Genomic DNA, 26,915 nt, shown 5'->3' on the forward strand with positions numbered 1-26,915 from the left:
CCTTAGGGGGCAGCCTCATTATGATTTCTATGACTTTTTTCATTTCTGGTTCCGACTGGAGTGGCGTACATTTTAGCGTCCAATTCCGGCAGCAGAGGACAAACAAACAGGCGGCTACCTCTTTCCTGAATAAACTAAAGCACAACGGGAAAGGAGGGATTTTGCATGGGTAACATTACCAAAGAGCAGGCGCGTAAGCTCGCGGGCAAATCCATCTATGCAGTGCGCAAGGACGGCTCTGTCGTCACGGGCAAGCTCGTTCGCATCCAGGGCAACAAGCTGACGCTTGCACCAATTGGCAAGGACAAGGGCAAGTCGGTCAAAACAAAAGCGCTGCTGCCCCTAGTTTTGTTTGATTTGCTGGCAATCGGTACGCTTCCATTCTTCGGAGCTGGCTTCGGCGGCGGCTATGGAGGCGGCTACGGTGGAGGATATGGCGGTGGTTACGGAGGCGGCTATGGTGGCGGCTACGGCGGAGGCCAATGCTGTCAGAACCAAGGCTACAACTACGGCGGCTACTACTAAGTATTTAGCGGCATAGGGCTGCTGATTTCAGCCTCAACTAAGCCCTTTAATCATTTCGTAGCAGCGAAGCTCGGGATAATATCGAATCGCTTGATATCCGAGCTTCGTATAAAAATGGCGGGCCTTGTCGTTGATTTGATCGACGAACAGGCGGCCCATCGTACAGGAAGCTGCCAAGCCATAGGCTTCGGCTGCTGCCATCAGCTTTGTGCCGCAATGGCGGTTGCGATGCTCGGGGTGTACGGCAAGCATGGAGAACATCAAAATGTCGTGGGCTTTTTCAAAATGAATAAAGCCATAGGGCGTGGCTGTTTTTCCTGCTGCCGCAACATAGGTTACGCCGCGGCGAAGGCGCAGGGGCAGCTCGCGTATAACTGTGGCATCATGTTGATGAGTCGTCCATGAGAGTGGCATAAGCTCTGACTTGATGAGCCTGATGATTTCTTCATCGTCGGTACGGGCGTTGCGCTCTCGTATCATTAGGATCATTCCTGACTGCATGAGTTTGCCGAATGCTGGCTATTCTAATATATGAAGCGGGGCTTTGCCGCGCGCCCTATTTTTGCTAAAATGCTGTTGCGGTTTCTTCTTGACTAACGAATGATGTCAGCTTATAATAAAGAAAGTCTTATTCAAACATATGTCATCAGCAATGATGAGGACGAAGTGTTAAGGGCTCTTTTGTTCAGAGAGCGGATGGATCAGCTGCAACCATCGCCAAAACCCCTTTTCTACGAGCTCACCTCGGAGCTGTTTTCCTGAAAAGCACGTCAAGTGGTTATTAGGGAAAATCGCAGGGCACGCGTTACAGTGCTAAAGGTATGGACGGTCAGTGCGCACACGTTCTTACCTGTGGAGGTTATACATCGCAAGATGTGTAACGAATTTGGGTGGTACCACGGAAGTTAAACCTTTCGTCCCTCGATGCTTCTTCTAGAAGCAGGAGGAGCGAAAGGTTTTTTTGTTGTTTTCGAGAGGAGGATGACCGATGGTCACGCAAAATGCAACACTGAAGTCAAAAGAAGAATTAATGGAGAAGCTGAGGCAGCCAGAAGTAATTACGGGTTCCGAAATTTTACTTCGCAGCTTGGTGCTGGAAGGCGTCGATTGCGTATTCGGGTATCCGGGTGGCGCAGTGTTGTACATTTACGATGCGATGCACGGTTTCTCTGATTTCAACCACGTGCTTACCCGCCATGAGCAAGGCGCAATTCACGCAGCCGATGGTTATGCTCGCGCAAGCGGCAAAGTAGGGGTTTGTATTGCAACCTCCGGCCCTGGTGCGACCAACCTGGTAACGGGTATTGCTACCGCTTTTATGGATTCGGTTCCGTTGGTTGTCATTACCGGTAATGTCATCTCGAGCCTGATTGGAACCGATGCGTTCCAAGAAGCTGATATTACAGGCATTACAATGCCAATTACGAAGCACAGCTATCTGGTACGGGATGTCAATGATTTGGCCCGTACGATTCATGAAGCATTCCATATTGCTAATACAGGACGCAAGGGACCTGTTCTAATTGATATACCGAAAGACATTTCCGCTAACAAAACGCTGTTCAAGCCGGTAACGGAAGTCAGCATTCGCGGATATAACCCAACTGTATCGCCGAACAAGCTGCAGGTGGACAAAATGATTAAAGCGATCACGGAAGCGGAGCGTCCGCTAATTCTTGCAGGCGGCGGCGTTATTTACTCCGGCGCGCATGAAGAGCTGCATGAATTCGTGAAGAAAACCGATATTCCGATTACGACAACGCTGCTCGGTCTTGGGGCATTCCCAAGCGGAGATGACTTGTTCCTCGGCATGCCGGGTATGCACGGCACGTATACAGCGAACAAATCGATTCAGAAGGCAGATTTGCTGATCAATATCGGCGCGCGGTTTGATGACCGAGTAACGGGCAAGCTGTCTGGGTTTGCACCGCATGCGAAGATCATTCATATCGATATCGATCCTGCCGAAATCGGCAAAAACGTGCCAACTGACATTCCGATTGTAGGCGATGTGAAGACGGTGCTGCAAATTGCGAATTTGCAAGCCAAGCGTGCAGATAAAGCAGATGCATGGCGTGCGGAGCTGCTGGCTTCGAAAGCGCAATATCCGTTCAGATACAAGGATTCGGAAGATGAGCTGAAGCCGCAATGGGTAGTGGAAATGCTGCATGAGACGACGAATGGCGATGCCATTGTAACGACAGACGTTGGCCAGCATCAAATGTGGGCAGCGCAGTTTTACAAGTTCAACAAGCCGCGCTCGTGGGTAACCTCTGGCGGACTTGGAACGATGGGCTTTGGTTTCCCATCGGCAATCGGCGCTCAAATGGCGAACCCTGACCGCCTTGTTATTTCAATCAACGGCGATGGCGGCATGCAGATGTGTGCGCAGGAGCTGGCGATTTGTGCAATCAACAACATTCCGGTCAAGGTTGTTATTTTGAACAATCAGGTGCTAGGAATGGTGCGCCAGTGGCAGGAGCTGATTTACGATAATCGCTACAGCCACATTGACCTTTCGGGCAGCCCGGACTTTGTGAAGCTGGCGGAAGCATATGGTGTGAAAGGCTTCCGCGCGACGAACAAGGAAGAAGCAAAAGCAGTATGGGAAGAGGCAATGAATCACCCTGGTCCTGCAGTTGTGGAGTTTGTCGTTCGCAAAGAAGAAAATGTATACCCGATGGTCGCACAAGGTAGCACGATCGACGAAATGATCATGGGGGATGCGGAATGAAGAAACATACAATCGCAGTAATCGTTAACGACCAGCCTGGCGTTTTGCAGCGTGTGTCCGGTTTGTTCGGCCGCCGCGGCTTCAATATTGAGAGCATCACAGTGGGGACGAGCGAAGAGGTTGGCCTGTCCCGCATGGTCATCGTCACAACAGGCGATGAGCAGACGCTTGAGCAGATTACGAAGCAGCTTTATAAGCTTATTGATGTAATCAAAGTCATTCATCTTAGCTCGAACCCTATTGTTGCCCGCGAGCTGGCGCTTATTAAAGTAAGCGCCGAGCCAGCGGTGCGTCCGGAAATTTTCGGCGTAGTCGAAACATTCCGCGCAGCAGTTGTGGACATTGGCACTCATTCCGTTATGGTACAGGTTGTTGGCGATACCGAGAAAATCGACGCAATGGTTGAATTGCTGACGCCCTATGGTATTCGCGAGCTGTCCCGTACCGGTGTAACGGCGCTGAACCGCGGCAACAGCCGCTAACGTTCGATCGCAAGCTTTTTTTCGAATTCTAAGAAAGTATAAGTTTCATCCTTATATCCGCTTAGAATTCTAGGGCAAAGCTCTTCGCACGTTCCAGAAGGACGACGAAGTCGTTTTTGCTTGAAATATAGGAAAGTATATGATTTCGTCATACTTTCTCTATATTTCTCGGACTGAAACGCGCCGCGCCGCCAAAGGACGGCGACAGCCGTCTCACCTTGAAAATATGGATTTACCCCGCTTTGAGCGGGAGTTTAAGCGGAGAACCGCGGCTATTCGCGTCATTCTCTACTTAAACACCCGTTCAAAAGGGTCAAAATAAAGGAGGCAATTATTCACATGGCAGTTACATTGTATTATGAAAAAGACGCTGATCAAAGCGTACTTCAAGGTAAAACGATCGCAGTAATCGGTTACGGAAGCCAAGGCCACGCACAAGCGCAAAACCTTCGCGACAGCGGACTTAAAGTTATCATCGGTCTTCGCCCTGGTAAATCCGCTGACACAGCTAAAAAAGACGGTTTCGAAGTATTGACCGTTGCTGAAGCAACTAAAGTAGCAGACGTTGTTCAAATCCTGCTGCCTGACGAAACACAAGCACAAGTATACAACGAGGAAATCGCACCGAACCTGAAAAAAGGCGCGGCTCTGATGTTCTCCCACGGCTTCAACATTCACTTTGGCCAAATCAAGCCAAGCAAAGATACAGACGTATTCCTGGTTGCTCCTAAATCGCCAGGCCACATGGTTCGCCGTACGTATGAAGAAGGCTTTGGCGTACCGGGCTTGATCGCAATCGAGCAAGATGCTTCCGGCAACGCAAAAGCAATCGGTCTTGCTTATGCTAAAGGTATCGGCTGTACTCGTGCAGGCGTTATCGAAACAACTTTCAAAGAAGAAACAGAAACCGATCTTTTCGGTGAGCAAGCAGTTCTTTGCGGCGGCGCATCCGCGCTTGTACAAGCTGGTTTTGAAACGCTTGTTGAAGCTGGCTATGCTCCAGAAATGGCTTACTTCGAGTGCTTGCACGAGCTGAAGCTGATCGTTGACATGATGTACGAAGGCGGCATCTCCTCGATGCGCGATTCCATCTCCAACACAGCTGAATACGGCGACTATGTAACGGGTCCTCGCATTGTAACAGCTGAAACGAAAAAAGAAATGAAGCGCGTATTGGAAGATATCCAATCCGGCCGTTTCGCTCGCGATTTCATCCTGGAAAACAAATCAGGACAAGCGATGATGAACGCTACTCGCCGCAACGAGGCAGCTCATCCAATCGAGCAAACAGGCAAACAGCTTCGTGAGCTTATGCACTGGATCAAGAAGTAATATTTTTTAACTAGGGCGTATCTTCAAATAGGTGTTTAACCTTGCGGGGATGCGCCCCCATAGTATGAAGCGATGAAGAAATAATCCCGGTTCACCGGCGGATGAGCTGCGCGCAGGCGCAGTCTTAGAGCTGTCCGTGCGTACCGGGATCATTCTGTTCCCGGAGGTGCAAGGAAATGCGTAAAATTTATATTTTTGACACAACATTGCGTGATGGGGAGCAGTCTCCAGGCGTCAACCTGAACACGAAGGAAAAGGTGGAAATCGCCCTCCAACTGGAAAAGCTGGGTGTGGATCGGATTGAAGCTGGTTTTCCTGCGGCATCTCCCGGCGATTTGGCAGCGGTTAATGCGGTAGCGACAGCTATCAAAAATGCAACGATTATCGGCCTGTCGCGCTCGCGCGAGCAGGATATTGACGCGGTGCGTGAAGCGCTTAAAGGCGCGCAGGACCCGTGCATCCATCTATTCCTGGCGACAAGCCCAATTCACCGCAAGCACAAGCTGCGGATGGAGAAGGAGCAAGTGCTGGAAACAGCAGAGCGCGCTATTCGTTATGCGAAGAAATATTTTGATAAAGTCGAATTCTCGCCTGAAGATGCTGGGCGCACAGAGCTTGATTTCCTTTGCGAAGTAACGGATATGGCGATTCGCGCGGGAGCGACAGTCGTTAATATTCCGGATACCGTCGGTTATTTGAATCCGCAGGAATTCGGCAACATCTTCAAAACGCTGAAGCAAAACGTTCCGAACATCGAAACGATCCAGCTCAGCGCGCATTGCCATGATGATCTGGGCATGGCAACAGCCAATGCACTGTCTGCTATACTTAACGGCGCAGATCAAGTAGAGGGTACGATTAACGGTATCGGCGAACGCGCCGGAAACACGGCAATCGAGGAAATTGCCCTTGCGCTTGCGACGCGTGCCGATTATTTCGGCGCAACGACGACGTTGAACCTGAAAGAAATTGCCAAGACGAGCCGCCTGGTCAGCAAGCTGACGGGCATGGTGGTACCAGGCAATAAAGCGATTGTGGGCGCCAACGCCTTCGCGCATGAGTCCGGCATTCATCAGGACGGCATGCTCAAGGAAAAAACGACGTATGAAATCATTTCGCCCGATACCATCGGTTTGAAAGAGTCTTCGCTCGTACTTGGCAAGCACTCCGGCCGTCACGCATTCCGCGAGAAGCTGATCGACATGGGCTATGAGCTGGATGAAGAAGCGGTTAACGTGGCCTTCGCCAAGTTCAAAAACTTGGCTGACCGCAAAAAGAATGTCACCGACGAAGATATTCGTGCCTTTCTGGAAGAAAAGCTCGTGGATACGCCGGAAGTATTTACGCTTGAGACGATCCAAGTGAGCTACGGCAACCAATCGACGCCTAGCGCTTCGGTTATTATCCGCCAAGCGGATGGAAGCGTTAGCGAAGGAACAGCGGAAGGCAATGGCTCGGTTGACGCGATTTACAATGCGATCGATAAAGTGACTTCTGAAGCTGTAGAGCTTGAGGATTATTCGATTAAATCGGTATCCCAAGGCAAGGATGCGCTTGGCGAGGTGCATGTTGTACTGAACCAAAATGAAGTATCTGCGCAGGGCCGCGGCCTTAGCACCGATATTTTGGAAGCGAGCGCACGCGCCTACATCGATGCGCTCAACCGCCTAATTGAGAAACGCAAATCGCCAGGACGTCGCGATAAAATGAGCTTGATTTAGTTAGCTTAGGGGGAGCGGAAGCTCCTCCTTTATTACGTTCTGCCGAGCCATATGCGTATTCAATAGCCTTTATAAGCATTGCCTATAAAGACCATAGATTTTATATCTTTGTTTTCAGCTCTGAAATATGGTACAAATGATAACAGAATGAGAATAGCTCATCCGAGCTCAAAAATAAGGAGTGTTACACAACAATGTCAGAAGTTAAAAAAATTGCAGTAGTTGCCGGCGACGGTATTGGTCCAGAGGTCGTAGGCGAAGCGCTTAAAGTATTGAAAAAAGTAGAAGAGCTTTACGGCTATCAGTTCGAAACCGAGCACGGCCTGTTCGGCGGTATTGCAATCGATCAAAAAGGAACACCATTGCCGCAAGAGACGCTTGATCTTTGTAAAAATGCTGACGCTGTATTGCTCGGTGCTGTTGGCGGTCCGAAATGGGACAACAACTCGAAGGAGCTTCGCCCTGAGACTGGCCTTCTCGGCATTCGCAAAGCGCTGGGCCTGTTCTCCAACATTCGTCCGGCAACTGTATTTGACTGCTTGAAGGAAGCTTCTACGCTTAAACCAGAAGTGCTGGAAGGCACTGACCTGATCGTTGTGCGCGAGCTGACAGGCGGCATTTACTTCGGCGAGAAATTCCGTCGTGAAGGTGCTGGCGGCGAAGAAGCGGTTGATACTTGCGTATACAATGTACAAGAGATTGAGCGTATCGTTCGCCAAGCGTTTGATATTGCGATGACTCGCAGCAAGCGTCTGGCTTCCGTAGATAAAGCAAACGTGCTGGAAACTTCCCGCCTGTGGCGCGAAGTCGTTAACCGGATTGCTCCTGAATACCCAGAGGTTGAGCTGGAGCATGTGCTTGTCGACAACTGCGCAATGCAATTGCTGCGCCGTCCATCGAGCTTTGACGTTATCGTAACGGAAAATATGTTTGGCGATATTTTGAGCGATGAAGCAGCGATGCTGACAGGTTCCATCGGCATGCTTTCCTCCGCTTCCCTAGGCGAAGGCAGCTTCGGCCTTTACGAGCCGGTACACGGTTCCGCTCCTGACATTGCTGGACAAGGCATCTCGAACCCAATCGCAACGATTTTGTCGGTTGCACTGATGTTCCGTCTGACTTTCGGCTACCACGATGCAGCGCAAGCGATTGAAGATGCTGTTAAAGAAGTGCTGGATGCAGGACACCGTACAGGCGATATCGCGGTAGACAAGAGCAAAGCTATCGGCACATCGGCAATGGGCGATTTGATCATTGCAGCGCTGAAAAAAGCTTAATTATAATAATTATAAAAAAATATTGAATACAATCTTGACTTCAATATAATCTAGTGATAATATTTATCAATAGATAGCGATAGTCACCGATGTTCACGCATCGATACATGCTCATCATTAAAACTCAAGGAGGATTTCAAATTATGGCAGAACGTTTGGTAGGTTACCCAGCTCCAGATTTCACAGCAGAAACAGCAATCGGTGATGGTTCCGGTTTCGGCAAAGCATCCCTTGCAGACTACAAAGGCAAATGGTTGGTTTTGTTCTTCTATCCACTTGACTTCACTTTTGTTTGCCCAACTGAAATTACAGCTTTGAGCCTTGCTGCTGATGAGTTCAAGAAGCTTAATACTGAAATTCTTGGTGTGAGCGTAGACAGCCAGCACAGCCACAAAGCATGGATTAATACATCCGTTAACGATAATGGTCTTGGCAAGCTTGAGTTCCCTCTTGCTGCTGATATTACGAAAAAAATCGCTAAAGATTATGGCGTTCTGATTGAAGAAGAAGGTATCGCGCTTCGCGGTCTGTTCATCATCGATCCAGAAGGCGAAGTGAAATACCAAGTCGTTAACCATAACGATGTTGGCCGCAGCGTAGACGAAACGCTTCGCGTATTGCAAGCTTTGCAATCCGGCGGACTTTGCCCAATGAACTGGAAGCCAGGTCAGCAAACGCTGTCTGTTTAATCCAAATTTGCTTCTCTTTAGCAGAAGCTAAGACAAAGAGCCCGTGCCAAATATTGGCATGGGCTTTTCTATTACGAAAAAAGCAGGAATTGTACGTGTGTAAAGCGAATAAGTTTATGTCAAACGAAACGTGCTTGCTGCGAACTGGCAACAGCTAAGGAGGTCGTCGTCGATGAGTTTTTGTTGTGGAGCTAGTATGATTGGTACCAAAGGGACATTAAAGCATTTTCGGACACATATCCATAACGTGCCTATTTTGTTCTGCCCGGTATGCAACCGTGTGGAGATTCACCACTTGGTAGAAAATGAGTATGAAATATTGGCTGAATACGCACATGGAGACGGCGCCGCTGAGGTTGATTTTCAGGAGTATGTGGAGCAAGAAGGCAAGGACCTTCGGGAAAATTGCGTAAATCATGAAAGTGAAGATCCGATGGATGTCGTACTGAGCCAAATTGACATATCACTTGATTTGCTCAGCTTTGCGAACCAAATTAACGACATCGCATGGCAAGGTGAATTAAAGAAGCGTCTGGTTATTTTAAGCAGCCGGCGCAATAAGCTTAAAGAGCGGCGAACATCAGTCTAAAATGAATCATTTTATGAAATGTGGCCTCCGTTTGGGGGCTTTTTCATTTTTCTCATAAATTTCGGGGCCTACCCCCTCAAGCGACACAGATTGACCGAAACCTATGAATGAGAGGTGGAACGGTTGCTACTTGTATTATTCAAGCGTTTCTTGCGGAAAACCGTGCCCACCGACACCGTAGAAACGAAAGCGAAGGAATCATTATTAAAAAATACGAAATCCATGCAATCCCTGACGCCGGAGCAGACGGTTCTGCAAATTCAGCAAGGAGACGAGCTGCTGCGGGAGAGGTTCATTGCAAGCTATAAGCCATACATTGCAAAAGTGACAAGCCGCTTCTGCAAACGTTATGTCAATGCGAGCAGGGATGATGAATATAGCGTGGCCTTAATCGCCTTTAACGAGGCCATTAGCCAATTTTCGCCGGAATCCGGGAGATCGTTTCTTGGTTTTGCCGAGACGGTCATCAGACGCCGTCTAATTGACTATGTGCGCCGTGAGCAGCGTCATCTATCCTCGGTTCCATATAGCACGTTCGAGCGTTTAGACGATGAGGAGCAGCTTTACAATCCTGTTGAGCTGAAGCAGGCGCTGGCTGCATATGAATTGAACAGTACGGCGGATGAACGCCGGCTGGAGATGGGCGAATTTAATCAGGAACTGCTGAAATTTGGCGTATCGTTCGCTGAACTGGTCGACGCGTCGCCGAAGCATGCGGATTCACGCAAAATGCTGATGCGAACAGCAGCGATATTAGCAGAGGATGCGGCGATGTTTGGCCAATTAAAGCTGACAGGCAAGCTGCCGGTCAAAGCATTGACGGAGGCAAGCGGCTTGTCCCGCAAGACGATTGAACGCAATCGTAAATATATGATTGCTATTGCATGTATTTTACGGGGCACGTACCCGTTTTTGAAAGATTACCTGGACCTGGATGATTGGCAGCGAGAAGCGAGCAAGGAGGCAGAATGATGAACCGTGGCGTCGTAATGCAGATACAAAAAAATAGGGCAATTGTGCTGACGGCGGATGGCAGATTCATCAATTCCGTGCTTCCTCGCAACGGTAAAGTTGGCGATGAAATTGTGATTCAGCATGAGGAGAGGGCGAGGCGCAGGAGGCCAAAAGCGCTGCTGTGGAGAACCGGAGTGGCTGCGGCTATCGTACTGCTTATTTTGCCTGTGCTGCTGTATGTTCAGAGCGGCAAGCATCCAGTAGTCGCTTATTTCAGCATGGACATCAATCCAAGCATTGAAATCGGCATTGACAGCCGCGAGCAGGTGCAGGAGCTGCATGCGTTCAATGAGGCGGGCAAGCAGGTCATCGCTGGAGTGTCCTACAAAAATAAATCGCTTGCGCTGGTCACATCGGCTATTATGCAAAAAATTGCGGGCATGCACTATTTTGACGATAAGATGCAGGATATTGTAGTGACGAGCGTAGTCGTTGGCGGTGATGACCCGCAGATGGACGTACTATTTTCGACTAAGCTTAATAAGGCTTTGACAGATATGGTGGCGGACGGATATATGCAGGCAGCTGTAGAAATTATGACGCTGTCTGCGCCGGTAGAGCTGCGGGATGCAGCGGAAGCGTACGGGCTGTCGTCGGGCAAGATGGCGGTTTATTTGATGGCCAAGGATGAAGGTTATGATCTTGAGCTGGAAAACTTCCAGCAGCATTCCATCAGCAGGATAACCGAGCCGCTTGGCGGAGTGAAAACGATTATGAAGCATGCTGATAAAACGACCAAAGAAAGCCTGAGAAGCTTGCTTGAGGCGGAATCAAAGCAAGAAGCTGTGCAATCCTCCGCTCCGGTTGTGGACAACGCGCCTGTTAAGCCTGCAGCCTCTCCGACTCCTGCGCCTGTTCTTATAAGCTCAGCGACGGATGGCGCGGCTTCTCCGAAGCCTGATGAGACGGTATCGACTAAGCCTGAATCAACTACTGGGGCGACTGTCCAAGAGACGCCAGCCAAACAGGAGGATAACGGAAAAAGCGGGCATCACGACAAGGACAAAGATAAGAATAAGGACAAGGATAAGGACAAGGACAAAGACAAGAACAAACATAAAAATGGACAAGAAAATAACGATAAGCAAGAAAATAACCAGGGAAACAAAAACAAAAATAAAGACAAAAACAGTGGTAATAATAAAAAAGATGGCAGAAACAATAACCATAAAGATGGTGAAAACAAGGATTCGGGCAAAAATAAAGATAAAAGTAACGGGGGGAAGGCTGGCGATAAAAATAAATGGAAGACCATTTGGGAAGGTCAGCTCCATTTTAACTATCGAACAAACGTGGAAAATACATACGGCTGGCAGCGGTCAGCTTAGGATTCGTCCAATTCGTTGTAAAAATACCATTTTTCGACAAATATTCTCATTGACATGAAGGACATCCAAAATCTATGATGAGTATAGCTTGAATTAGCGTTGTCCATTGATGCTGCCGGGGGGGAGTAGAGGATGCAGATGATGCGAAAGCGTTATTTCCCGGCACTTGCCGAATACATACGAAGTGATAAGGAAAGTTCTCTTTATCAAGCAGCAGAGCTAGGCAAAGAGTTAACGGGAATCCAACTTGATGATGTCATTGCGATCCATGAGGATTGCATGCAGACATTAGTATCGAATGTGGACTCGGAAGAAGCAGTCAAATTGTACAATCGTTCGTTCATTTTTTTAATCGAATTTATGGTTGCTTATCGTTTTCATTTGCTGGCGAATCAAACCAATGATCAGAAGTTTACGGAAATGAGGGAAATGCTGCTCCGTTCCAATCGTTCATTTGAAATGGTCAAAAATAAGTATGAAAATGTGCTGCAGCATATGGACAGCGGCATCGCATTGTTTGACAGTGAAGGCATTTTGTCATTCATTAATTTGCAAATGGCGAAGCACCTAGACATTCCCCGCAAAACGCTGGTGGGCTGCAATTTGCCTGAAATTTTGCGGCATCCGCAGCTTAGCCGGTATACCCGGAAAATGATTTTAAGGCTGTACAAGGAAATGCTGCTTAGGCGCATGCGGAGTTATGAGTTTCAGGATAGGGATGGCAATCATTTGCTCGTAACGGTCACCTACGGCGATCAGCTTGAAGGTGATTTTCTATTCAGCGTCAAAGATGTGTCGGAGTATAAGCAGATTGAACAAACGGCATTACAAAATGACAAGCTAGCCATGCTTGGCCGAATTGCGGCTGCCATCGCACATGAAATTCGCAATCCGCTGACGTCGATACGCGGATTTATCCAGCTGCTGCGCCCGTATTTGCTGCAAATGGGCAAGGAGGAATATGCCCGAATCATTTTAGCCGAAATTGATCGTGCGAATGATATTATTTACGAGTTTCTAAACTCGTCCAAGCCGTCAGCTCCATTAAAGAAAGCGTTTTCCATTAATTTACTACTTAAAGAAGTTGCGCTGCTTACGGAGAGCGAGGCGCTTATGCGCAATTGCCAGATCGAGCTGCAGCTCGAAGGGGATGAATATGCGCTCGTCGCTTCGATCGACATGAAGCAGATTAAGCAGGTCATTCTCAACATTGTGAAAAATTCGCTCGATGCGGTAGCGGAGCGGGAAAGCGATGATATCGGCATTATTGAGCTGTCAACGAGAGCTGATGGCTCTTATGTGGAGATTACGATGAAGGATAATGGGAAGGGAATGGATAAGGCGACATTAGCTCGATTATTTGATCCTTTTTTTACGACCAAGGAAGAAGGGACAGGCCTTGGCTTATCCGTCAGTTATCGGATCATCCGCAATCATGGCGGCTCTATTCGCGTCGAAAGCGTCGTAGGAAGCGGCACATCATTCATTATTTATTTGCCATTAGCGGAATAAATGATTAAAATCGGGGGTATGCCCCCCGATTTTTTTTCATCTTTATGGCGGGAGGCGCTAAAAGGAGAGGAATGATTGACCATGAGTACATTATTTACATATGGAACGCCAGGTGCTGAACCAATAGATGCAGTCGTTCGTTTCATTAGCCCGCGTGAGCTTAGCGATGCTTCAGCCGAATGGCTGCTGCCGCAAATTGACCAGGCTATTCGCAGCCTGTCTCTCAAAGGGCTGTTCAAGGGAGAGGCGGAGCAGGCTCACGTCATTCAGACGCTCGGCTTGTATCCTGCTGCCGAGCATGTAATAGTGGTTGGCTATGAGGAGCAATCCGGCGCAGACGGCTTGCGTCTAGCGGCTGCAACAGCGGCCAAAGCCTTGAAGCGCATAAAAGCGCAGTCCGTACATGTTTTGCTGCCGCTATCTGCGGTGGAAGCAGAAGGGCTTTCCCAGCAGCAAGCGGCTCAGGCGCTTACTGAAGGGCTGAAGCTGGCGGTGCATGACCGCCTGCCAGAGAAACGCGAAGCGAAGACGCGTTATGCGATCGGTAAAGTGTATTTCTCCATCGCAGGAAATGAAGCGCAAGGTGCTGCTTCTGATTCCAGCAAGCAATGGATCGCTGGAATTACACGCGGCGTTGCCTGTGCCGATGGCGTAATCAGCGCCCGTGATTTGACGAATATAGCGGGCAATAAGCTCGTGCCTGAAGGTCTGGCTACGTATGCCGAGGAGCTTGCCCGCCAGTATGATTTTGACATTGAAATTATTGATGAGTGGACAGCAGCCGAGCAGGGCATGGGCGGCTTGCTTGGGGTCGGTCAAGGCAGCATCAACCCGCCGCGTATGATTGTGCTGCATTATAAGGGTGCGCCAGGCGAGCAAGCGGCTTGGGGCTTAATTGGCAAAGGCATCACCTTTGATACAGGCGGCATTTCGCTCAAGCGGGCGCCTAGCATGGAGGAGATGATTGCCGATATGGGCGGCGCAGCGGCAGTGCTTGGCGCAATGCAGGCTGTTGGCGAGCTTAAGCCGGCGGTGAACATTATTGCGGTCATTCCATCGGCGGAAAATATGCCATCGGATCGCGCACTGAAGCCGGGCGATGTCATTACGATGATGAACGGCCTGACGGTGGAAGTGGTGAATACGGATGCCGAAGGCAGGCTGGTGCTTGGCGACGGACTCACGACAGCGATTCGCCGCGGGGCAACGAAGCTGATTGATGTCGCGACGCTGACAGGAGCGGTGTCGGTAGCGCTCGGCTCGCAAGCGACGGGAGCGGTGACGAATCATGATGGGCTCATGCAGCAGGTGCGTGAGGCATCTGAGCGTGCTGGCGAGCGAGTATGGCAGCTTCCGGCTTATCCGGAATACAAGAAGCAAATTCGGAGTGAAGCGGCAGATTTGAAAAACAGCGGCGGCCGTGAAGCGGGCACCATTACGGGCGGATTGTTCATCGGCGCATTCGCTGAGGATCTGCCTTGGGTTCATCTCGATATTGCGGGCGTGTCGTTCCGCGAGTCGGCGAAGGCACTGGAGCCGAAAGGCGGCACAGGCGTTATGGTACGTACGCTTGTCGAGCTCATGTACGCAGCAAAGGCGTAAAACATAGCGAAGCTGGTATCGGCTGATAGATGACCAGCAAGTAATGCTTTTAATCAAAGCAACGACCGCAGCAGAGGGCTATCCTCGGCTGCGGTCGTTGCTTCTCTTTTTCCATCTTTCTACATACTAAAAAAATAAATAGCATAACCAACTACGTAAATGTTACTATATATAAAAAATAAAGCAGTGGATGAGGAGTTTTGAAGCAGCATGAATAACGGAGAAGCGGGCCTTAAAAAAGAAGGTCTGGTCATATTAATACTTAGCTTTGCTTTAACGTTGGTCGTTATGAATACAATGATGTTTAATCTGGCGCTGCCGGATGTGGAGAAGCAATTTTCCCTCACAGCGATTGCGACCTCATGGATTGTTACGGGTTATTCCATTATGTTCGCGATTGCTTCGATTACGTACAGCAGGCTTTCGGATTTTATACCGATGAAGCTACTGTTTCTCATTGCCCTTTCTTCCCTTGGCGTGGCGTCGATTTTAGGCTTTTTCAGCAACAGCTTTATATTGCTAATGGCTGCACGTCTTATTCAAGCAACGGGAGCAGGAGCGATTGCCGCGCTTGGCATCGTGCTCGTTACACGGTTTATTCCCGCTGACCGCCGCGGCCGGGCGATGGCGCTTATTATGTCCGCAACCTCGCTAGGGCTTGGACTTGGTCCGGTTATCGGCGGTGTGATCGTCGAATATTTGGGCTGGCATTATTTATTTGCGGTTACTGCAATAATGATTTTGCTCATTCCTATGTTCTATAAAATGATTCCGGCTGAAAGCCGCAAAAGCGGCTCGTTCGACGTAGCGGGCGCGCTGCTGATTGGCATTGGAACGACAGGCCTGCTGCTCGCCTTGACGAGCAAAAGCCTGATCGCCTTAATCGTCGGTGTGGTCGCGGTTGCCTTGTTCTGGTGGCGAATTCACAAGGCGAGGGACCCCTTCGTCCAGCCGGATTTGTTCCGCAATAAGCCATACATGCTGCTTGGCATGCTGGGCGTTACTTCGTATATGAACAACTTTGCCGCATTATTTCTCGTTCCACAGGTGCTCGCTGGCGTGTATCATTTAACGCCTGCCCAGTCCGGCTTAATCGTATTTCCCGGCTCGCTGGCAACGATGGTTGCCTCAAGATATATTGGCAGTACCATTGACCGGCTAGGCAATCGTTTCTTTATCCGTCTGGCTCCGGTCGGCCTATTTGCCGCCTCACTCGCGCTCGCATTCAGCGCTGTACATTCCTATTGGGCAATTCTCATGATCTATATGCTGCTTAGTGTTAGTTTCTCTGCCTTAACGAGCAGCGTGTCTAATGAAATGTCGAGGCTGCTGCCGCAAAAGGAAATTGGAGCGGGAATGGGATTATTCCAGCTTGCCCAGTTTTTCAGTGGCGCATTGACTGCCGCCTTGATAGGCACCGCCATTGTATGGCAGGCACAGCTGGCTAAATCTGAGGCGTTCAATCATATTTTATGGGGCATGTCCGTTATTGTGCTGGGCACGGTCATCAGTTCGCTGCTATACACACGCAGTGCTGCTCGCCAAGCTTCCCGCCAAGCTGCGTAATACGTGTCGTGAAACCTGTCGCGGATTTCTAATTTTTTATAAAAGAGTTAACGTCTTACAGGGATGAATATATTTATTTTCCAATAAATCTGGATGCGCTAGCAGGGAAGTTAACAACCCATGTTGAATTTACAACTCATGAGGACGGAATAGGGCTGAAAGTGGAGGGTTCGGATGAGCGACTATGTAAGTGCGGACTTGTATCATACCTATATGAACTCCATTTGGGAAGAGACAACAGATGGTATTGTTATTGTCGATTTGCAGCGTATCGTGCTGGATGTTAATCCAGCTTTTGAGCAGATGTACGGCTGGACGAAGGAGGAGCTGGTAGGCAGGAAGCTCCCCGTTGGCCCGGCCCATCTCTATAAGGAGTTTGCCAGGCTTTACGATCAGGTGATTGAGGGCAAGAAGGTAGCCGCAGCGGAATACCCAAAGCTATGCAAGAACGGCAAGCATCTGCATGTGAGCATTACCTTATCGGCTGTTCGCGACAGCAGCGGCAAGACGACCGGAATCGTTGCTATTGAGCGGGATATTACGAAACGCAAGCAGACCGAGAAGGCGCTTCGGGAGACGGAGCAGCTATACAGCCACCTGACTCAAAATGTGCTAGCCGGCGTTTTTGTGAGGCAGGATCGTAAAATCGTTTATATTAACTCTTATATGTCCGCCATGCTCGGCTACACGAGAGAGGAATTTGTTACGCTGCGCACCGCCGACTACATTGATGCGATTGAGCTGTTCACCATTAAGCGGCAGGTGGCGGAAATTTTGATCAAAAAGCGTGAGCCCCGCTATACCGTTACCGTACGCGGCAAGAAGAAGGATGGCGGCTTCGTTTATTTGGAAGTCAATCTCTCGCTCATTATGTACAAAGGCAGAACGGCGATGCTAGGCTCAGCCAAGGATGTGACCTCATCGGTTGCACTTGAGCGTTCCTTGCGGGAAAGTGCCGAGATGTACCAGCGTGTCATGAAGCTGCTGCCCGAGCCGATTGTGCTTAGCGACCATGGGAAAATTATTTACGCCAACAATTCGGCAATCAAGCTCGTTCGGGCCGAGAACAGACACGAAGTGATTGGGCATTCGGTATTTGAATATATTCATTCTGACCATCATGAGGATTCGCTTAGAGAGATGGATCTAATTATGTTTGATGAAGAGCCAAGCCAGTTTGAGGAGCGGCAAATTATTTGCAGGGATGGGCAGACGATAGATGTTGAAATGTCGAGCATCCGCATTAACAACTATATGGGCAAGCGGGTTATTTTAACGGTAATCCGGGATTTGACCGATCGCAAGCGATCTGAGGATATGCTGGTGCGTTCCGAGAAGCTGTCGGTTATTGGCCAGCTTGCTGCGGGCGTTGCCCATGAAATTCGCAATCCGCTAACGGCGCTCAAGGGTTTTACGCAATTGCTCAAAACAAAAAACGAAGGTTATGGCTCCTATCTCGATATTATGTCCAACGAGCTGGATCGAATTAATTTAATCGTTAATGAATTTATGACTTTGGCGAAGCCGCATTTTACCAGATTCAACGATGAGAATTTGGTACATATTTTGCGCGGCGTTATTTCGGTGCTGGAAACACAGGCGATTATGACGAATGTGGATATTGAGACACAGGTGGAAGACTGCTTAATGATCATTCATGCAGATGCCAATCAGCTCAAGCAGGTATTCATTAATGTCATCAAAAATGCGATCGAGGCAATGCCTGACGGCGGCCGCGTTACGATTGCGATTTGCTCAAACTTTCCTGATAGCGTTTGCTTGACGATTCGCGATGAGGGGATCGGGATGACCGACTCCATTATCGGGAAAATCGGGCAGCCCTTTATTACGACAAAAGAAAAAGGCACGGGCCTTGGGCTGATGATCAGCTCCAGAATAATTGAGGCCCATCATGGCACTCTACATATCGTTAGTCGACATGGCGAAGGCACGGAAGTGCAAATTACGCTGCCGCTGGCTAAGCCTGCAATGACAGATTTAAATTAATTTTGCCCTGTTCCCTCATTCAACCTTCACCCCAGTAGCTTATCCATTTTAGAGTGAAAAGCCTTCAGATTCGCGCCTACCCGCGAAGTGCTGAAGGTTTTTATCTATTTGTGTGCGAAACGGGCAAATTAGACTGATCAGACTTAAATGTTGTTAAATGTACTTAAGATAGAATGAATAAGCAGCAAAAGGAGTGTCACATAGATGAAGGCTCATTTCGCAGATCGCATTAAAATCCCGCCTGGATTTTGGGAAGGATTGCGTCAACTAGGGATCGCCGCCCACGACGCAGCTCGCAAAGCACGGCTGCCGCTCACCATTATTACTGAGCCAGCAGTCACTACCGCCCAATACTTCGCGATTTGGCAGGCTTATTCCGAACTTATTGGTGAAACCGCCATAGGGATCATCAAGCTTGCGACTGTCTTTGACACAGCGAAGTATCCACCAACTGTCTTAGCCACTTACCACGCTCGTAATTACCGTGACGCTCTGAACCGCATGGCCCGATACAAACAGCTATGTCCCCCCGAAAGCTTACAGATTACGGAGGAGGGCGAGCACTGTACAATCGAACTAGGATGGCTGAATACCGAACAACCTGGCCCTTCGATGCTGGTTGGTATTACGCTGGCCTTTCTTCTGGAGCTTGGGCGCCGGGGCACGGGCCAGCCTTTGACGGCGAAGTTCGTCGAATTTTCACACCCAATGGGCGATTTACAAGCCCTTGAAGCTTATTTCGGATGCCCGGTACAGATGGGGGCAAAAGGCAACCGATTGATACTGCATCGAAGAGATCTGGAGCTCCCTTTTGTCACATACAACGAAGAGCTGCTGGAAATTCTGACGCCTGCTTTGGACCGATCGCTCAATGACCAGCAGCGCAGCCGTTCAATGGCCGATACGGTCAAATGGATCATAAAACGCAGCCTCACAGGAGGGCGTGTCGACATTCAGGCAGTGGCGAAGGAAATAAGCATGAGCGATCGTACGCTGCAGCGCCGGCTTACTGAAGAAAACACGAGCTTCAAGCATCTATTGACACAAGCTAGACATGAGCAGGCACGACAGTACTTGGCAAACCCCTCGCTCGATATTAAAGAAGTGGCTTTCTTGATTGGCTATGAGGACCAGAACTCGTTCTACCGCGCCTTTCGACATTGGGAAGGAGATACGCCCTCCAATTGGCGCAAGAAACAGTTAGGTGCAAACTCGCTATAAGATGGACGGCAACGATGTACTGCGTTTTATGATTTGGCGTATGAAACAAGACCTTTGGCGCAACAGGCTAGTTACTGAGCAGGCCGGACAAGGTAATATAAGTACTATTCCGAGCAATGGACTGTTGGATAAATGACTGCTAATAATCTTGCCAATACGTTAAGTAAATGAAACGGAGAAATGTATGATGGAAATGGGATTAACCAATAAAACAGCTTTAGTTACAGGATCAACGAAAGGCATAGGCAAAGCCATTGCCATGGAACTTGCCAAAGAAGGCGTTCATGTCCTTATTAATGGACGAAATCATGATGAGGTAGAACAAACAGTACGCGAAATAAAGTCGGAATTTCCTGCTACCTCTCCTCAAAATGCTGCAGCTGATATTGTGGATAGTGGGCAAAGGGAAGCTTTATTTGAAAAATATCCCGAAATTGATATTCTGGTTAATAATACGGGCATATATGAAATCATGAAATATGAGGATGTCGACGACGACGTATGGGAAAAATATTTCCGTACGAATGTTCTTGCCGCAAACGGCTTAACAAAATTTTATTTGCCTAAAATGTTGAAAAATAATGATGGCCGCATTATTTTTATTGCAAGTGAAGAAGCCATGATGCCATCTGGACTAATGCCACAGTATGGAATGACAAAGTCCATGCTGTTATCCTTGGCAAAAAGCTTATCTAAATTAACGATAGGAACAGAGGTTACAGTCAATACGATTATGCCCGGACCGACACTTTCTGAAAAAGTGCATCAAATCATCGAGGGCATGTACTCCGATGAAGACATGGCTTTTTCAGAAAAAGAGCAAAAATTTATGGCTGCAAACCTGCCTCAATCGGAAATACAGCGATTTATCAAGCCTGTTGAAATAGGCAGACTAGCTGCATTTGTATGCAGTCCTTATGCATCCGCATTTAAAGGCTCTCCGATCCGTATGGATGGAGGTATGGTGCCGACTATTTTTTAATCTTGTTTTCGTGTAAAATAAAACTATTCTTTTGAAAGTGAGCTGAAAATGGATGATGTGGTCGCCACTTTTTGAAAATGATGTACCTGTAGTTATTCTCCCTTAACGGTAGAAAACTACAACTCCGTTAAGGGCAGGAATGTTCTGGATAAACGGAGGGTACTCAATGAAACACACTTGGTTAGGTTCTTTGTATTTAGCGCTCGCAGCTAGCATTTGGGGCGGGATGTATGTTGTAGTGAAACATGTGGTAGACATAGTGCCACCACTTGAACTAGTATGGATTCGCTATGTCATTGCTTTTATTGCATTGCTGATTATTGGCGTTGCAACCAAACAATCATGGCATATTGAAAGACGGGACTTGCTGTTAATCTTCCTAATTGGGCTTGTTGGAAATACAATCTCCATCCTGACTCAAGAAGTCGGTACGATGCTTTCTACAGCCCAAATGGGTGCGATTATTACGTCAACGACACCTGCATTCATGGTACTGTTTGCGCGTATTCTCTTAAAAGAAAAAATAACGTTTAAAAAGGCAAGCTCGATTATTTTAGCATCCATCGGTGTCGGCATTATTGTCGGAAAATCCGAAATGGATCCATCTATTCAACTGGGTGGGGTATCGCTGCTTATTGCAGCACTTACTTGGGCGCTTATGTCTGTTCTTATTAAGCGGGTACCCGGGCAATATTCACAAATTGTCATAACGTGCTATACAACACTAGCAGCCATTGTTTTGCTTACACCTTTTACAATAAGCCGGTTGCCGGAGCTTGATTATCAAGCCATGATGCATCCATCGATTTGGGGCGGCCTTTTGTACTTGGGCGTTATTTCGACAGCATGCGCCTTTTTATTATGGAATCGTGGACTGCAAATGCTCAATGCTTCAAGTGGCGGATTGTTTTTCTTTTTCCAACCTGTTGTCGGCACTTTTCTAGGATGGTTATTGCTAGGCGAGCAAATTGGTTTGTCTTTTTGGATAGGTACGATATTCATTTTTATCGGTGTACTATTCGTTATTCGAGATGAATGAGCATTGAAAAAAAGTTGGTCGGCGTCATTTGCCGATCAGCTTTTTTTATACATGTCATTTGATCGCTTGACTTGGAGTTAACTCCAGAGGGTAAACTACATTCGAAGGCAATCGTACTTAACCGAAAGCGAGGAACGATCTAATGGAATATGTGAAACTTGGTAATACGGGCTTGGATGTATCTCGGCTTTGTCTTGGCTGTATGAGCTTTGGTGTAGCAGAACGTTGGGTTCATCCATGGGTGCTTGATGAAGAGCGCAGTCGTCCTATTATAAAAAAAGCGCTGGAGCTGGGAATTAATTTTTTTGATACAGCAAATGTGTATGCAGATGGAACAAGCGAGGAAATCGTTGGACGGGCTCTAAAGGATTATGCGAACCGTGATGAAATTGTGCTCGCAACCAAGGTGCATTTCCGCATGCATGAAGGGCCGAATGGTGCGGGGCTTTCCCGGAAAGCCATTATGAGCGAAATAGACAAGAGCCTTAAGCGATTGGGAACGGATTATGTAGACCTTTATCAAATTCATCGTTGGGACTATAATACCCCTATTGAAGAAACGATGGAAGCTTTGCATGATGTCGTGAAGGCTGGAAAAGCAAGATACATTGGCGCTTCCGCTATGTATGCATGGCAGTTCCAGAAGGCGCTGTATACAGCTGAGAAAAATGGATGGACCAAATTTGTGTCGATGCAAAATCATATGAATCTCATCTACCGTGAAGAGGAAAGGGAGATGCTGCCGCTTTGTAAGGAAGAAAAAATCGGTGTCATTCCTTACAGTCCGCTGGCATCAGGAAGATTGACGCGTGATTGGTCGGAAACGACGCACCGCTCCGAAACCGATCAAGTGCAGAAATCGAAATACGATGCGACTGCGGATACGGATCGAGTGATTGTGGAGCGCGTTGCAGCAATCGCTGAAAAACGTGGCGTTCCCCGTGCTCAAATCGCACTTGCCTGGGTAGCGCAGAAGGAAACGGTAACAGGTCCAATTGTCGGTGCTTCGAAAATATCCCATCTCGAGGACGCTGCAGCTTCGCTTTCAATTAAGCTAACACCTGAAGAAGTAGCATCGCTGGAGGAGCCGTATGTTCCTCATCCGGTCATTGGCGCCGTATAATAGGAAGATAGGACAAGAACGCCCTGACCATTTCCTTGGGCGTTCTTTATTTTAAATGTGGTGGTGACACGAGCATGTTTATAGCAGAAGTAAGTGAAAAATATGATTTGTCACAGGATACGCTTCGCTACTATGAACGAATTGGGCTTATTCCGCGAGTGAACCGCAATAAAAGCGGGCTCAGAGACTACACCGAAGAAGATTGCCGGTGGGTTGAATTTGTTAAGTGTATGCGAGGCGTCGGTCTGCCTGTTGAGGTATTGATTGAGTACGTTGGGCTGTTTCAACAGGGTGATGAAACGAAAGAGGCCAGAAAAGAACTCCTAATCGAGCAGCGGAAGCTGCTTAGAGCAAGAATGGAAGATATGCATAAGGTGCTTGAACGCATGGATGATAAGATCGAAAGATATGAGCAGACCATCGTGAAAAAAGAAAAAACACTAAATCGAGCTCAAGATTAGAGCATATAGGCAAACGAGAGTCGGCCTGCTGCTGCTTCTTACTTAGCCCCTTATGCGGGGCCAATCTCTTCAGATGATTTAAGGCAGGGGGCGCTGTTGCAGAGACCGCTGTTGCAGAGACCGCTGTTGCAGAGACCGCTGTTGCAGAGACCGCTGTTGCAGAGACCGCTGTTGCAGAGACCGCTATGTGCAGAGACTGCTGTAGTTGAGACCGCTATTGCAGAGACCGCTGTTGCAGAGACCGCTATGGCTGAGGCCACTCTGGCAGAGACTACTCTTGCTGAAGACATGTTGCTCGGACGCTCCTAAATTTTTTGAAGGACTGAGGTTCCGCTATTTTGGCTTTTTCTACAATTTCGGGCGGTAAGCGGACAGGAAATCCGTTATTGCCCTCATTATCCCGTCAAAATGGCTGTTGGCAGCGCATTAGCTGCTGCTGAGTCCGCAGCCTATGCCATAACCCGTGTTTCTGTTGAAATAGCTGCTGCTGAGTCCGCCAAGTCCATCATCGAGTCGAGTCGAATGATTAGGCCAACCAGAAATTCTTGGTTGGCCTTTTTTTCTATGTGTTCTCATTGCTTGCTATGACCACGTTAGAGCTGCTTGACGGAGCTTCTTGCGATGAGCTCCGCAGGCAGCACGACTTTCCGCCACGGGCCGGAGGCGCTGCCGTTCTGGATGCGGTCAATGAGCATTTGCATGCCGAGATAGCCGAACTGGTAGGCTTGCTGGGCGACAACGGTAATAAACGGATTAATGTCCGCATAGGGGCCAAAATCGTCAAAGCATACGATGGAAATATCGTCAGGAATGCGCAGTCCGCGTTGCTGAAGCAGGCGAATCAGCTCTATGGCGATGACGTTGTTTCCGGCAATGATGGCGGTCGGAAGCGGGTTTATGCTGTCGAGCCAAGCATTCATGGCGGACAGATCATTTTGCGGGCCGAAGCTGGTCTCGAATAAATATTCCGGCTCATAGTCCAGCCCATTGAGCTGAAGTGCCTCTCTGTAGCCTTGCAAGCGGAGGCGGGCGCTGGAGCTGGAAAGCGAGCCGTTGACCATCATAATCCGCGTATGTCCCAGCCCCACAAGATGATCGACGAGCTGGCGGGCGCCTTCCTTGCTGTCCCCAAGGACGATGTCGCATTCAATGCCCGGTACTTCGCGGTCAATCAGCACGAACGGAGTCTGATGATGGAGCAGCGACTCCAGATTGGACAAGGATGGGTCGCCAGTCGGCGCCATCATCACGCCGTCAACCCGCGTCGTCAAAATCGTATGGATATAATCCGATTCCTTAGCTAAATTTTCATCGCTGTTGCCGAACAGCAGCTTGTAGCCATTTTTCGTAGCGGCATCCTCTGCCCCCCGTGACAGTGTCGTATAAAACGGATTCGTAATATCGGCAATAAGCAAAAACAGCAGGCGGGTATGCTGAAGCACCAGACTTCTCGCCATCTGGTTCGGCACATAGTGCATTTCCTCCATCACTTTCTTGACCTTTGCCCGCGTTTTGTCGCTTATTCTGCCTGTGTTATTGATAACTCGCGATACGGTCATCGCTGAAACGCCAGATCGCTGAGCGATATCGTAAATCGTAACCATGCGGCTTGCTCCTTATCTATTTCGTCCCACTCGTTTGCTATCTTACCATCTTACAAAAGTGAGCCATTGACAGCAACCCTCAAGCTTGATAAATTAGAGTTATCGGTAACTCTACACTAACTCAAACAGCTGGTTATGCACTTTATTTTAAAATATAAGAAATGATAAGTTTCACTCTTATCATTTCTTATATTTTATCGCGAAACGGAAGCTTTGCCGCCAGAGGACGGCAAAAGCCGTTTACGCTTGTATTGGAGGGATAATAGTGACACAAGAAAAGCATCGTTTTGAAAGCGGTTTCCCTAAAATAGGTATTCGTCCTACGATCGATGGACGCCGTAAAGGCGTTCGCGAATCGCTCGAAGAACAGACAATGAATATGGCAAAATCGGTAGCCGCGCTCATTGGCGAGCATTTGCGTTATCCGAACGGCGAGCCAGTTGAATGCGTCATTGCGGACAGCTGTATCGGCGGTGTAGCGGAGGCGGCAGCTTGCGCGGACAAATTTTCCCGCGAGCGCGTAGGCGTGTCCATCACCGTAACGCCATGCTGGTGTTATGGCACCGAGACGATGGATATGGACCCGTCCATTCCGAAAGCGGTATGGGGCTTTAACGGCACAGAGCGCCCAGGCGCTGTATATTTGGCGGCTGTACTGTCTGGCTATGCGCAGAAGGGCCTTCCGGCCTTCGGCATTTATGGCGAGGAAGTTCAGGACTCTGGCGACACGAGCATTCCTGAAGATGTGAAAGGCAAGCTGCTGGGCTTCGCGAAAGCAGGACTTGTTGTAGCTTACATGCGCGGCAAATCGTATTTGTCGATGGGCTCCGTATCGATGGGAATCGCGGGCTCGATCGTAAGCGATGCTTTTTTCCAGGAATATTTGGGCATGCGTACCGAGTATGTGGATATGTCGGAATTCGTCCGCCGCTTCGAAGAGGAAATTTATGATGGCGAAGAATTTGCCCGCGCGCTGGCATGGGTGAAGGAAAACTGCCCGGAGGGCGCAGACAACAACCCAGCGCAAATCCAGACCTCCAGAGAGCAGAAGGACAAGGATTGGGAAACCGTTGTGAAAATGACGATGATTGCCCGTGACCTGATGGTCGGCAACCCGCGTCTTGCGGAGCTTGGCTTCGGGGAAGAGGCGATGGGCCACAATGCGATCGTATCCGGCTTCCAGGGGCAGCGCCAATGGACGGATCATTTTCCAAACGGCGATTTTATGGAAACGCTGCTTAACTCCTCGTTCGACTGGAACGGCATCCGCGCACCTTACATGGTAGCAACGGAAAATGACAGCTTGAACGGCGTTGCCATGCTGTTCGGTAATTTGCTGACGAATACGGCGCAAATTTTCGCCGATGTGCGGACGTATTGGAGTCCAGATTCGGTGCAGCGCGTAACGGGACATAAGCTGGAAGGGCACGCAGCGGGCGGCATTTTGCACCTGATCAACTCTGGTTCGGCTACGCTTGACGGAACGGGCGAGCAGCAGCTTGCTGGCAAGCCTGCGCTTAAGCCGCATTGGGAAATTACCGAGCAGGAGGCGGCGGACTGCCTGAAGGCAACGTCGTGGCGTCCGGCATCAGTTGAATATTTCCGCGGCGGCGGTTATTCCTCCGACTATTTGACACGCGGGGGCATGCCGATGACGATGTCCCGGATCAATTTGGTGAAGGGCATTGGCCCCGTTCTACAAATTGCCGAAGGTTATTCGGTTGATCTGCCAGAAGACGTGCATGATGTGCTCGACAAGCGGACAGATCCGACTTGGCCGACGACGTGGTTCGCTCCGATTTTGACAGGCAGCGGCGCGTTCCGCAGCGTTTATGAAGTGATGGACCAATGGGGTGCGAATCACGGCTCTATCAGCTACGGGCATATTGGCGCGGATTTAATTACACTTGCGTCGATGCTGCGTATTCCAGTCAATATGCACAATGTGGCAGAAGAAAAGCTGTTCCGTCCACGTGCTTGGGGCCTGTTCGGCACGAGCAATGCGGAAAGCGCAGATTACCGGGCTTGCGACAACTTTGGGCCGTTGTATAAATAATAACCATTTGACAAGCTGCCGTTCCAATTTTTTGGGGCGGCAGCTTCATGG

Annotated in this window: 23 protein-coding genes; 20 read left to right on the forward strand and 3 right to left on the reverse strand. The window is 48.9% G+C overall.

Annotated features, from left to right (window positions below):
* Positions 1 to 165 precede the first annotated feature (165 nt).
* Entirely contained in the window at positions 166 to 525 is a 360-nt protein-coding gene (locus tag ASF12_RS31580) for a hypothetical protein (RefSeq protein ID WP_056043147.1), read from the forward strand.
* 33 nt (positions 526 to 558) lie between these two features.
* Here the strand turns inward: ASF12_RS31580 and ASF12_RS31585 are convergent, their stop codons facing one another.
* Positions 559 to 1,005 (reverse strand): GNAT family N-acetyltransferase, encoded by a 447-nt coding sequence (locus ASF12_RS31585; protein ID WP_056043150.1) that lies wholly within the window; start codon positions 1,003 to 1,005, stop codon positions 559 to 561.
* Positions 1,006 to 1,513: 508 nt separating this feature from the next.
* Here ASF12_RS31585 and ilvB point away from each other — a divergent pair.
* The 18 genes from ilvB to ASF12_RS31675 all read left to right on the forward strand — a co-directional run bounded on the left by ilvB (position 1,514) and on the right by ASF12_RS31675 (position 23,204).
* Entirely contained in the window at positions 1,514 to 3,259 is a 1,746-nt protein-coding gene (ilvB, locus tag ASF12_RS31590; protein ID WP_056043153.1) for a biosynthetic-type acetolactate synthase large subunit, read from the forward strand.
* The gene (ilvN, locus tag ASF12_RS31595) at positions 3,256 to 3,741 is read left to right on the forward strand and encodes an acetolactate synthase small subunit (protein ID WP_056043157.1); all 486 of its coding nucleotides are present in this window, start codon (positions 3,256 to 3,258) and stop codon (positions 3,739 to 3,741) included. The genes ilvB and ilvN overlap by 4 nt, the downstream gene beginning before the upstream one ends.
* Positions 3,742 to 4,080: 339 nt before the next feature.
* Complete coding sequence (gene ilvC, locus ASF12_RS31600; RefSeq protein ID WP_056043160.1) at positions 4,081 to 5,073, forward strand: ketol-acid reductoisomerase; 993 nt, start codon at positions 4,081 to 4,083, stop codon at positions 5,071 to 5,073.
* 176 nt (positions 5,074 to 5,249) lie between these two features.
* Complete coding sequence (locus ASF12_RS31605) at positions 5,250 to 6,794, forward strand: 2-isopropylmalate synthase (protein WP_056043163.1); 1,545 nt, start codon at positions 5,250 to 5,252, stop codon at positions 6,792 to 6,794.
* A gap of 194 nt (positions 6,795 to 6,988) precedes the next feature.
* On the forward strand, positions 6,989 to 8,071 hold the full coding sequence (gene leuB / locus ASF12_RS31610) for a 3-isopropylmalate dehydrogenase (RefSeq protein ID WP_056043166.1): 1,083 nt from the start codon (positions 6,989 to 6,991) through the stop codon (positions 8,069 to 8,071).
* A gap of 143 nt (positions 8,072 to 8,214) precedes the next feature.
* The gene (locus ASF12_RS31615; protein WP_056043169.1) at positions 8,215 to 8,760 is read left to right on the forward strand and encodes a peroxiredoxin; all 546 of its coding nucleotides are present in this window, start codon (positions 8,215 to 8,217) and stop codon (positions 8,758 to 8,760) included.
* A 172-nt stretch (positions 8,761 to 8,932) separates the two neighbouring features.
* On the forward strand, positions 8,933 to 9,349 hold the full coding sequence (locus tag ASF12_RS31620) for a hypothetical protein (RefSeq protein ID WP_056043172.1): 417 nt from the start codon (positions 8,933 to 8,935) through the stop codon (positions 9,347 to 9,349).
* Positions 9,350 to 9,472: 123 nt separating this feature from the next.
* Positions 9,473 to 10,321, forward strand: coding sequence for an RNA polymerase sigma factor SigI (gene sigI / locus ASF12_RS31625; protein ID WP_235533342.1), 849 nt, complete (start codon positions 9,473 to 9,475; stop codon positions 10,319 to 10,321).
* Positions 10,318 to 11,691: an anti-sigma factor domain-containing protein gene (locus ASF12_RS31630; RefSeq protein WP_081419165.1), complete on the forward strand. Its 1,374-nt coding sequence runs from the start codon at positions 10,318 to 10,320 to the stop codon at positions 11,689 to 11,691. Before sigI ends, ASF12_RS31630 begins: the two co-directional genes overlap by 4 nt.
* A gap of 132 nt (positions 11,692 to 11,823) precedes the next feature.
* Positions 11,824 to 13,203, forward strand: coding sequence for an ATP-binding protein (locus ASF12_RS31635; RefSeq protein WP_056043177.1), 1,380 nt, complete (start codon positions 11,824 to 11,826; stop codon positions 13,201 to 13,203).
* Between the two features lie 81 nt (positions 13,204 to 13,284).
* On the forward strand, positions 13,285 to 14,805 hold the full coding sequence (locus ASF12_RS31640; protein ID WP_056043180.1) for a leucyl aminopeptidase: 1,521 nt from the start codon (positions 13,285 to 13,287) through the stop codon (positions 14,803 to 14,805).
* A 210-nt stretch (positions 14,806 to 15,015) separates the two neighbouring features.
* Positions 15,016 to 16,371 (forward strand): MFS transporter, encoded by a 1,356-nt coding sequence (locus ASF12_RS31645; protein WP_056043185.1) that lies wholly within the window; start codon positions 15,016 to 15,018, stop codon positions 16,369 to 16,371.
* Between the two features lie 174 nt (positions 16,372 to 16,545).
* Positions 16,546 to 18,378 (forward strand): PAS domain S-box protein, encoded by a 1,833-nt coding sequence (locus tag ASF12_RS31650; protein WP_056043188.1) that lies wholly within the window; start codon positions 16,546 to 16,548, stop codon positions 18,376 to 18,378.
* A gap of 204 nt (positions 18,379 to 18,582) precedes the next feature.
* Complete coding sequence (locus ASF12_RS31655) at positions 18,583 to 19,599, forward strand: AraC family transcriptional regulator (RefSeq protein WP_056043190.1); 1,017 nt, start codon at positions 18,583 to 18,585, stop codon at positions 19,597 to 19,599.
* Positions 19,600 to 19,786: 187 nt separating this feature from the next.
* Entirely contained in the window at positions 19,787 to 20,581 is a 795-nt protein-coding gene (locus ASF12_RS31660) for an SDR family NAD(P)-dependent oxidoreductase (protein ID WP_056043193.1), read from the forward strand.
* Positions 20,582 to 20,747: 166 nt separating this feature from the next.
* Positions 20,748 to 21,620, forward strand: coding sequence for a DMT family transporter (locus tag ASF12_RS31665; protein ID WP_056043195.1), 873 nt, complete (start codon positions 20,748 to 20,750; stop codon positions 21,618 to 21,620).
* A 142-nt stretch (positions 21,621 to 21,762) separates the two neighbouring features.
* Positions 21,763 to 22,743: an aldo/keto reductase gene (locus ASF12_RS31670; RefSeq protein WP_056043197.1), complete on the forward strand. Its 981-nt coding sequence runs from the start codon at positions 21,763 to 21,765 to the stop codon at positions 22,741 to 22,743.
* A gap of 74 nt (positions 22,744 to 22,817) precedes the next feature.
* On the forward strand, positions 22,818 to 23,204 hold the full coding sequence (locus ASF12_RS31675; protein WP_056043200.1) for a MerR family transcriptional regulator: 387 nt from the start codon (positions 22,818 to 22,820) through the stop codon (positions 23,202 to 23,204).
* 50 nt (positions 23,205 to 23,254) lie between these two features.
* Here the strand turns inward: ASF12_RS31675 and ASF12_RS36735 are convergent, their stop codons facing one another.
* A complete protein-coding gene (locus tag ASF12_RS36735; RefSeq protein WP_155973634.1) occupies positions 23,255 to 23,494 on the reverse strand; it encodes a hypothetical protein in 240 nt (79 codons plus the stop codon).
* Between the two features lie 303 nt (positions 23,495 to 23,797).
* A complete protein-coding gene (locus ASF12_RS31685) occupies positions 23,798 to 24,808 on the reverse strand; it encodes a LacI family DNA-binding transcriptional regulator (protein ID WP_056043206.1) in 1,011 nt (336 codons plus the stop codon).
* A gap of 265 nt (positions 24,809 to 25,073) precedes the next feature.
* On the opposite strand from ASF12_RS31685, the gene ASF12_RS31690 reads away from it, so the two are divergent.
* Entirely contained in the window at positions 25,074 to 26,864 is a 1,791-nt protein-coding gene (locus tag ASF12_RS31690) for an L-fucose isomerase (RefSeq protein ID WP_056043209.1), read from the forward strand.
* The last annotated feature ends 51 nt before the right edge of the window (positions 26,865 to 26,915 follow it).

The sequence above is a fragment of the Paenibacillus sp. Leaf72 genome (assembly GCF_001422685.1).
Lineage (GTDB): Bacteria > Bacillota > Bacilli > Paenibacillales > Paenibacillaceae > Pristimantibacillus.

Bases quoted from the DNA above. Each gene is read 5' to 3' on its own strand.
- ASF12_RS31580 (WP_056043147.1), top strand. From the start codon at position 166: ATGGGTAACATTACCAAAGAGCAGGCGCGTAAGCTCGCGGGCAAATCC.
- ASF12_RS31585 (WP_056043150.1), bottom strand. From the start codon at position 1,005: ATGATACGAGAGCGCAACGCCCGTACCGACGATGAAGAAATCATCAGG.
- ilvB (WP_056043153.1), top strand. From the start codon at position 1,514: ATGGTCACGCAAAATGCAACACTGAAGTCAAAAGAAGAATTAATGGAG.
- ilvN (WP_056043157.1), top strand. From the start codon at position 3,256: ATGAAGAAACATACAATCGCAGTAATCGTTAACGACCAGCCTGGCGTT.
- ilvC (WP_056043160.1), top strand. From the start codon at position 4,081: ATGGCAGTTACATTGTATTATGAAAAAGACGCTGATCAAAGCGTACTT.
- ASF12_RS31605 (WP_056043163.1), top strand. From the start codon at position 5,250: ATGCGTAAAATTTATATTTTTGACACAACATTGCGTGATGGGGAGCAG.
- leuB (WP_056043166.1), top strand. From the start codon at position 6,989: ATGTCAGAAGTTAAAAAAATTGCAGTAGTTGCCGGCGACGGTATTGGT.
- ASF12_RS31615 (WP_056043169.1), top strand. From the start codon at position 8,215: ATGGCAGAACGTTTGGTAGGTTACCCAGCTCCAGATTTCACAGCAGAA.
- ASF12_RS31620 (WP_056043172.1), top strand. From the start codon at position 8,933: ATGAGTTTTTGTTGTGGAGCTAGTATGATTGGTACCAAAGGGACATTA.
- ASF12_RS31630 (WP_081419165.1), top strand. From the start codon at position 10,318: ATGATGAACCGTGGCGTCGTAATGCAGATACAAAAAAATAGGGCAATT.
- ASF12_RS31635 (WP_056043177.1), top strand. From the start codon at position 11,824: ATGCAGATGATGCGAAAGCGTTATTTCCCGGCACTTGCCGAATACATA.
- ASF12_RS31640 (WP_056043180.1), top strand. From the start codon at position 13,285: ATGAGTACATTATTTACATATGGAACGCCAGGTGCTGAACCAATAGAT.
- ASF12_RS31645 (WP_056043185.1), top strand. From the start codon at position 15,016: ATGAATAACGGAGAAGCGGGCCTTAAAAAAGAAGGTCTGGTCATATTA.
- ASF12_RS31650 (WP_056043188.1), top strand. From the start codon at position 16,546: ATGAGCGACTATGTAAGTGCGGACTTGTATCATACCTATATGAACTCC.
- ASF12_RS31655 (WP_056043190.1), top strand. From the start codon at position 18,583: ATGAAGGCTCATTTCGCAGATCGCATTAAAATCCCGCCTGGATTTTGG.
- ASF12_RS31660 (WP_056043193.1), top strand. From the start codon at position 19,787: ATGGAAATGGGATTAACCAATAAAACAGCTTTAGTTACAGGATCAACG.
- ASF12_RS31665 (WP_056043195.1), top strand. From the start codon at position 20,748: ATGAAACACACTTGGTTAGGTTCTTTGTATTTAGCGCTCGCAGCTAGC.
- ASF12_RS31670 (WP_056043197.1), top strand. From the start codon at position 21,763: ATGGAATATGTGAAACTTGGTAATACGGGCTTGGATGTATCTCGGCTT.
- ASF12_RS31675 (WP_056043200.1), top strand. From the start codon at position 22,818: ATGTTTATAGCAGAAGTAAGTGAAAAATATGATTTGTCACAGGATACG.
- ASF12_RS36735 (WP_155973634.1), bottom strand. From the start codon at position 23,494: ATGTCTTCAGCAAGAGTAGTCTCTGCCAGAGTGGCCTCAGCCATAGCG.
- ASF12_RS31685 (WP_056043206.1), bottom strand. From the start codon at position 24,808: ATGGTTACGATTTACGATATCGCTCAGCGATCTGGCGTTTCAGCGATG.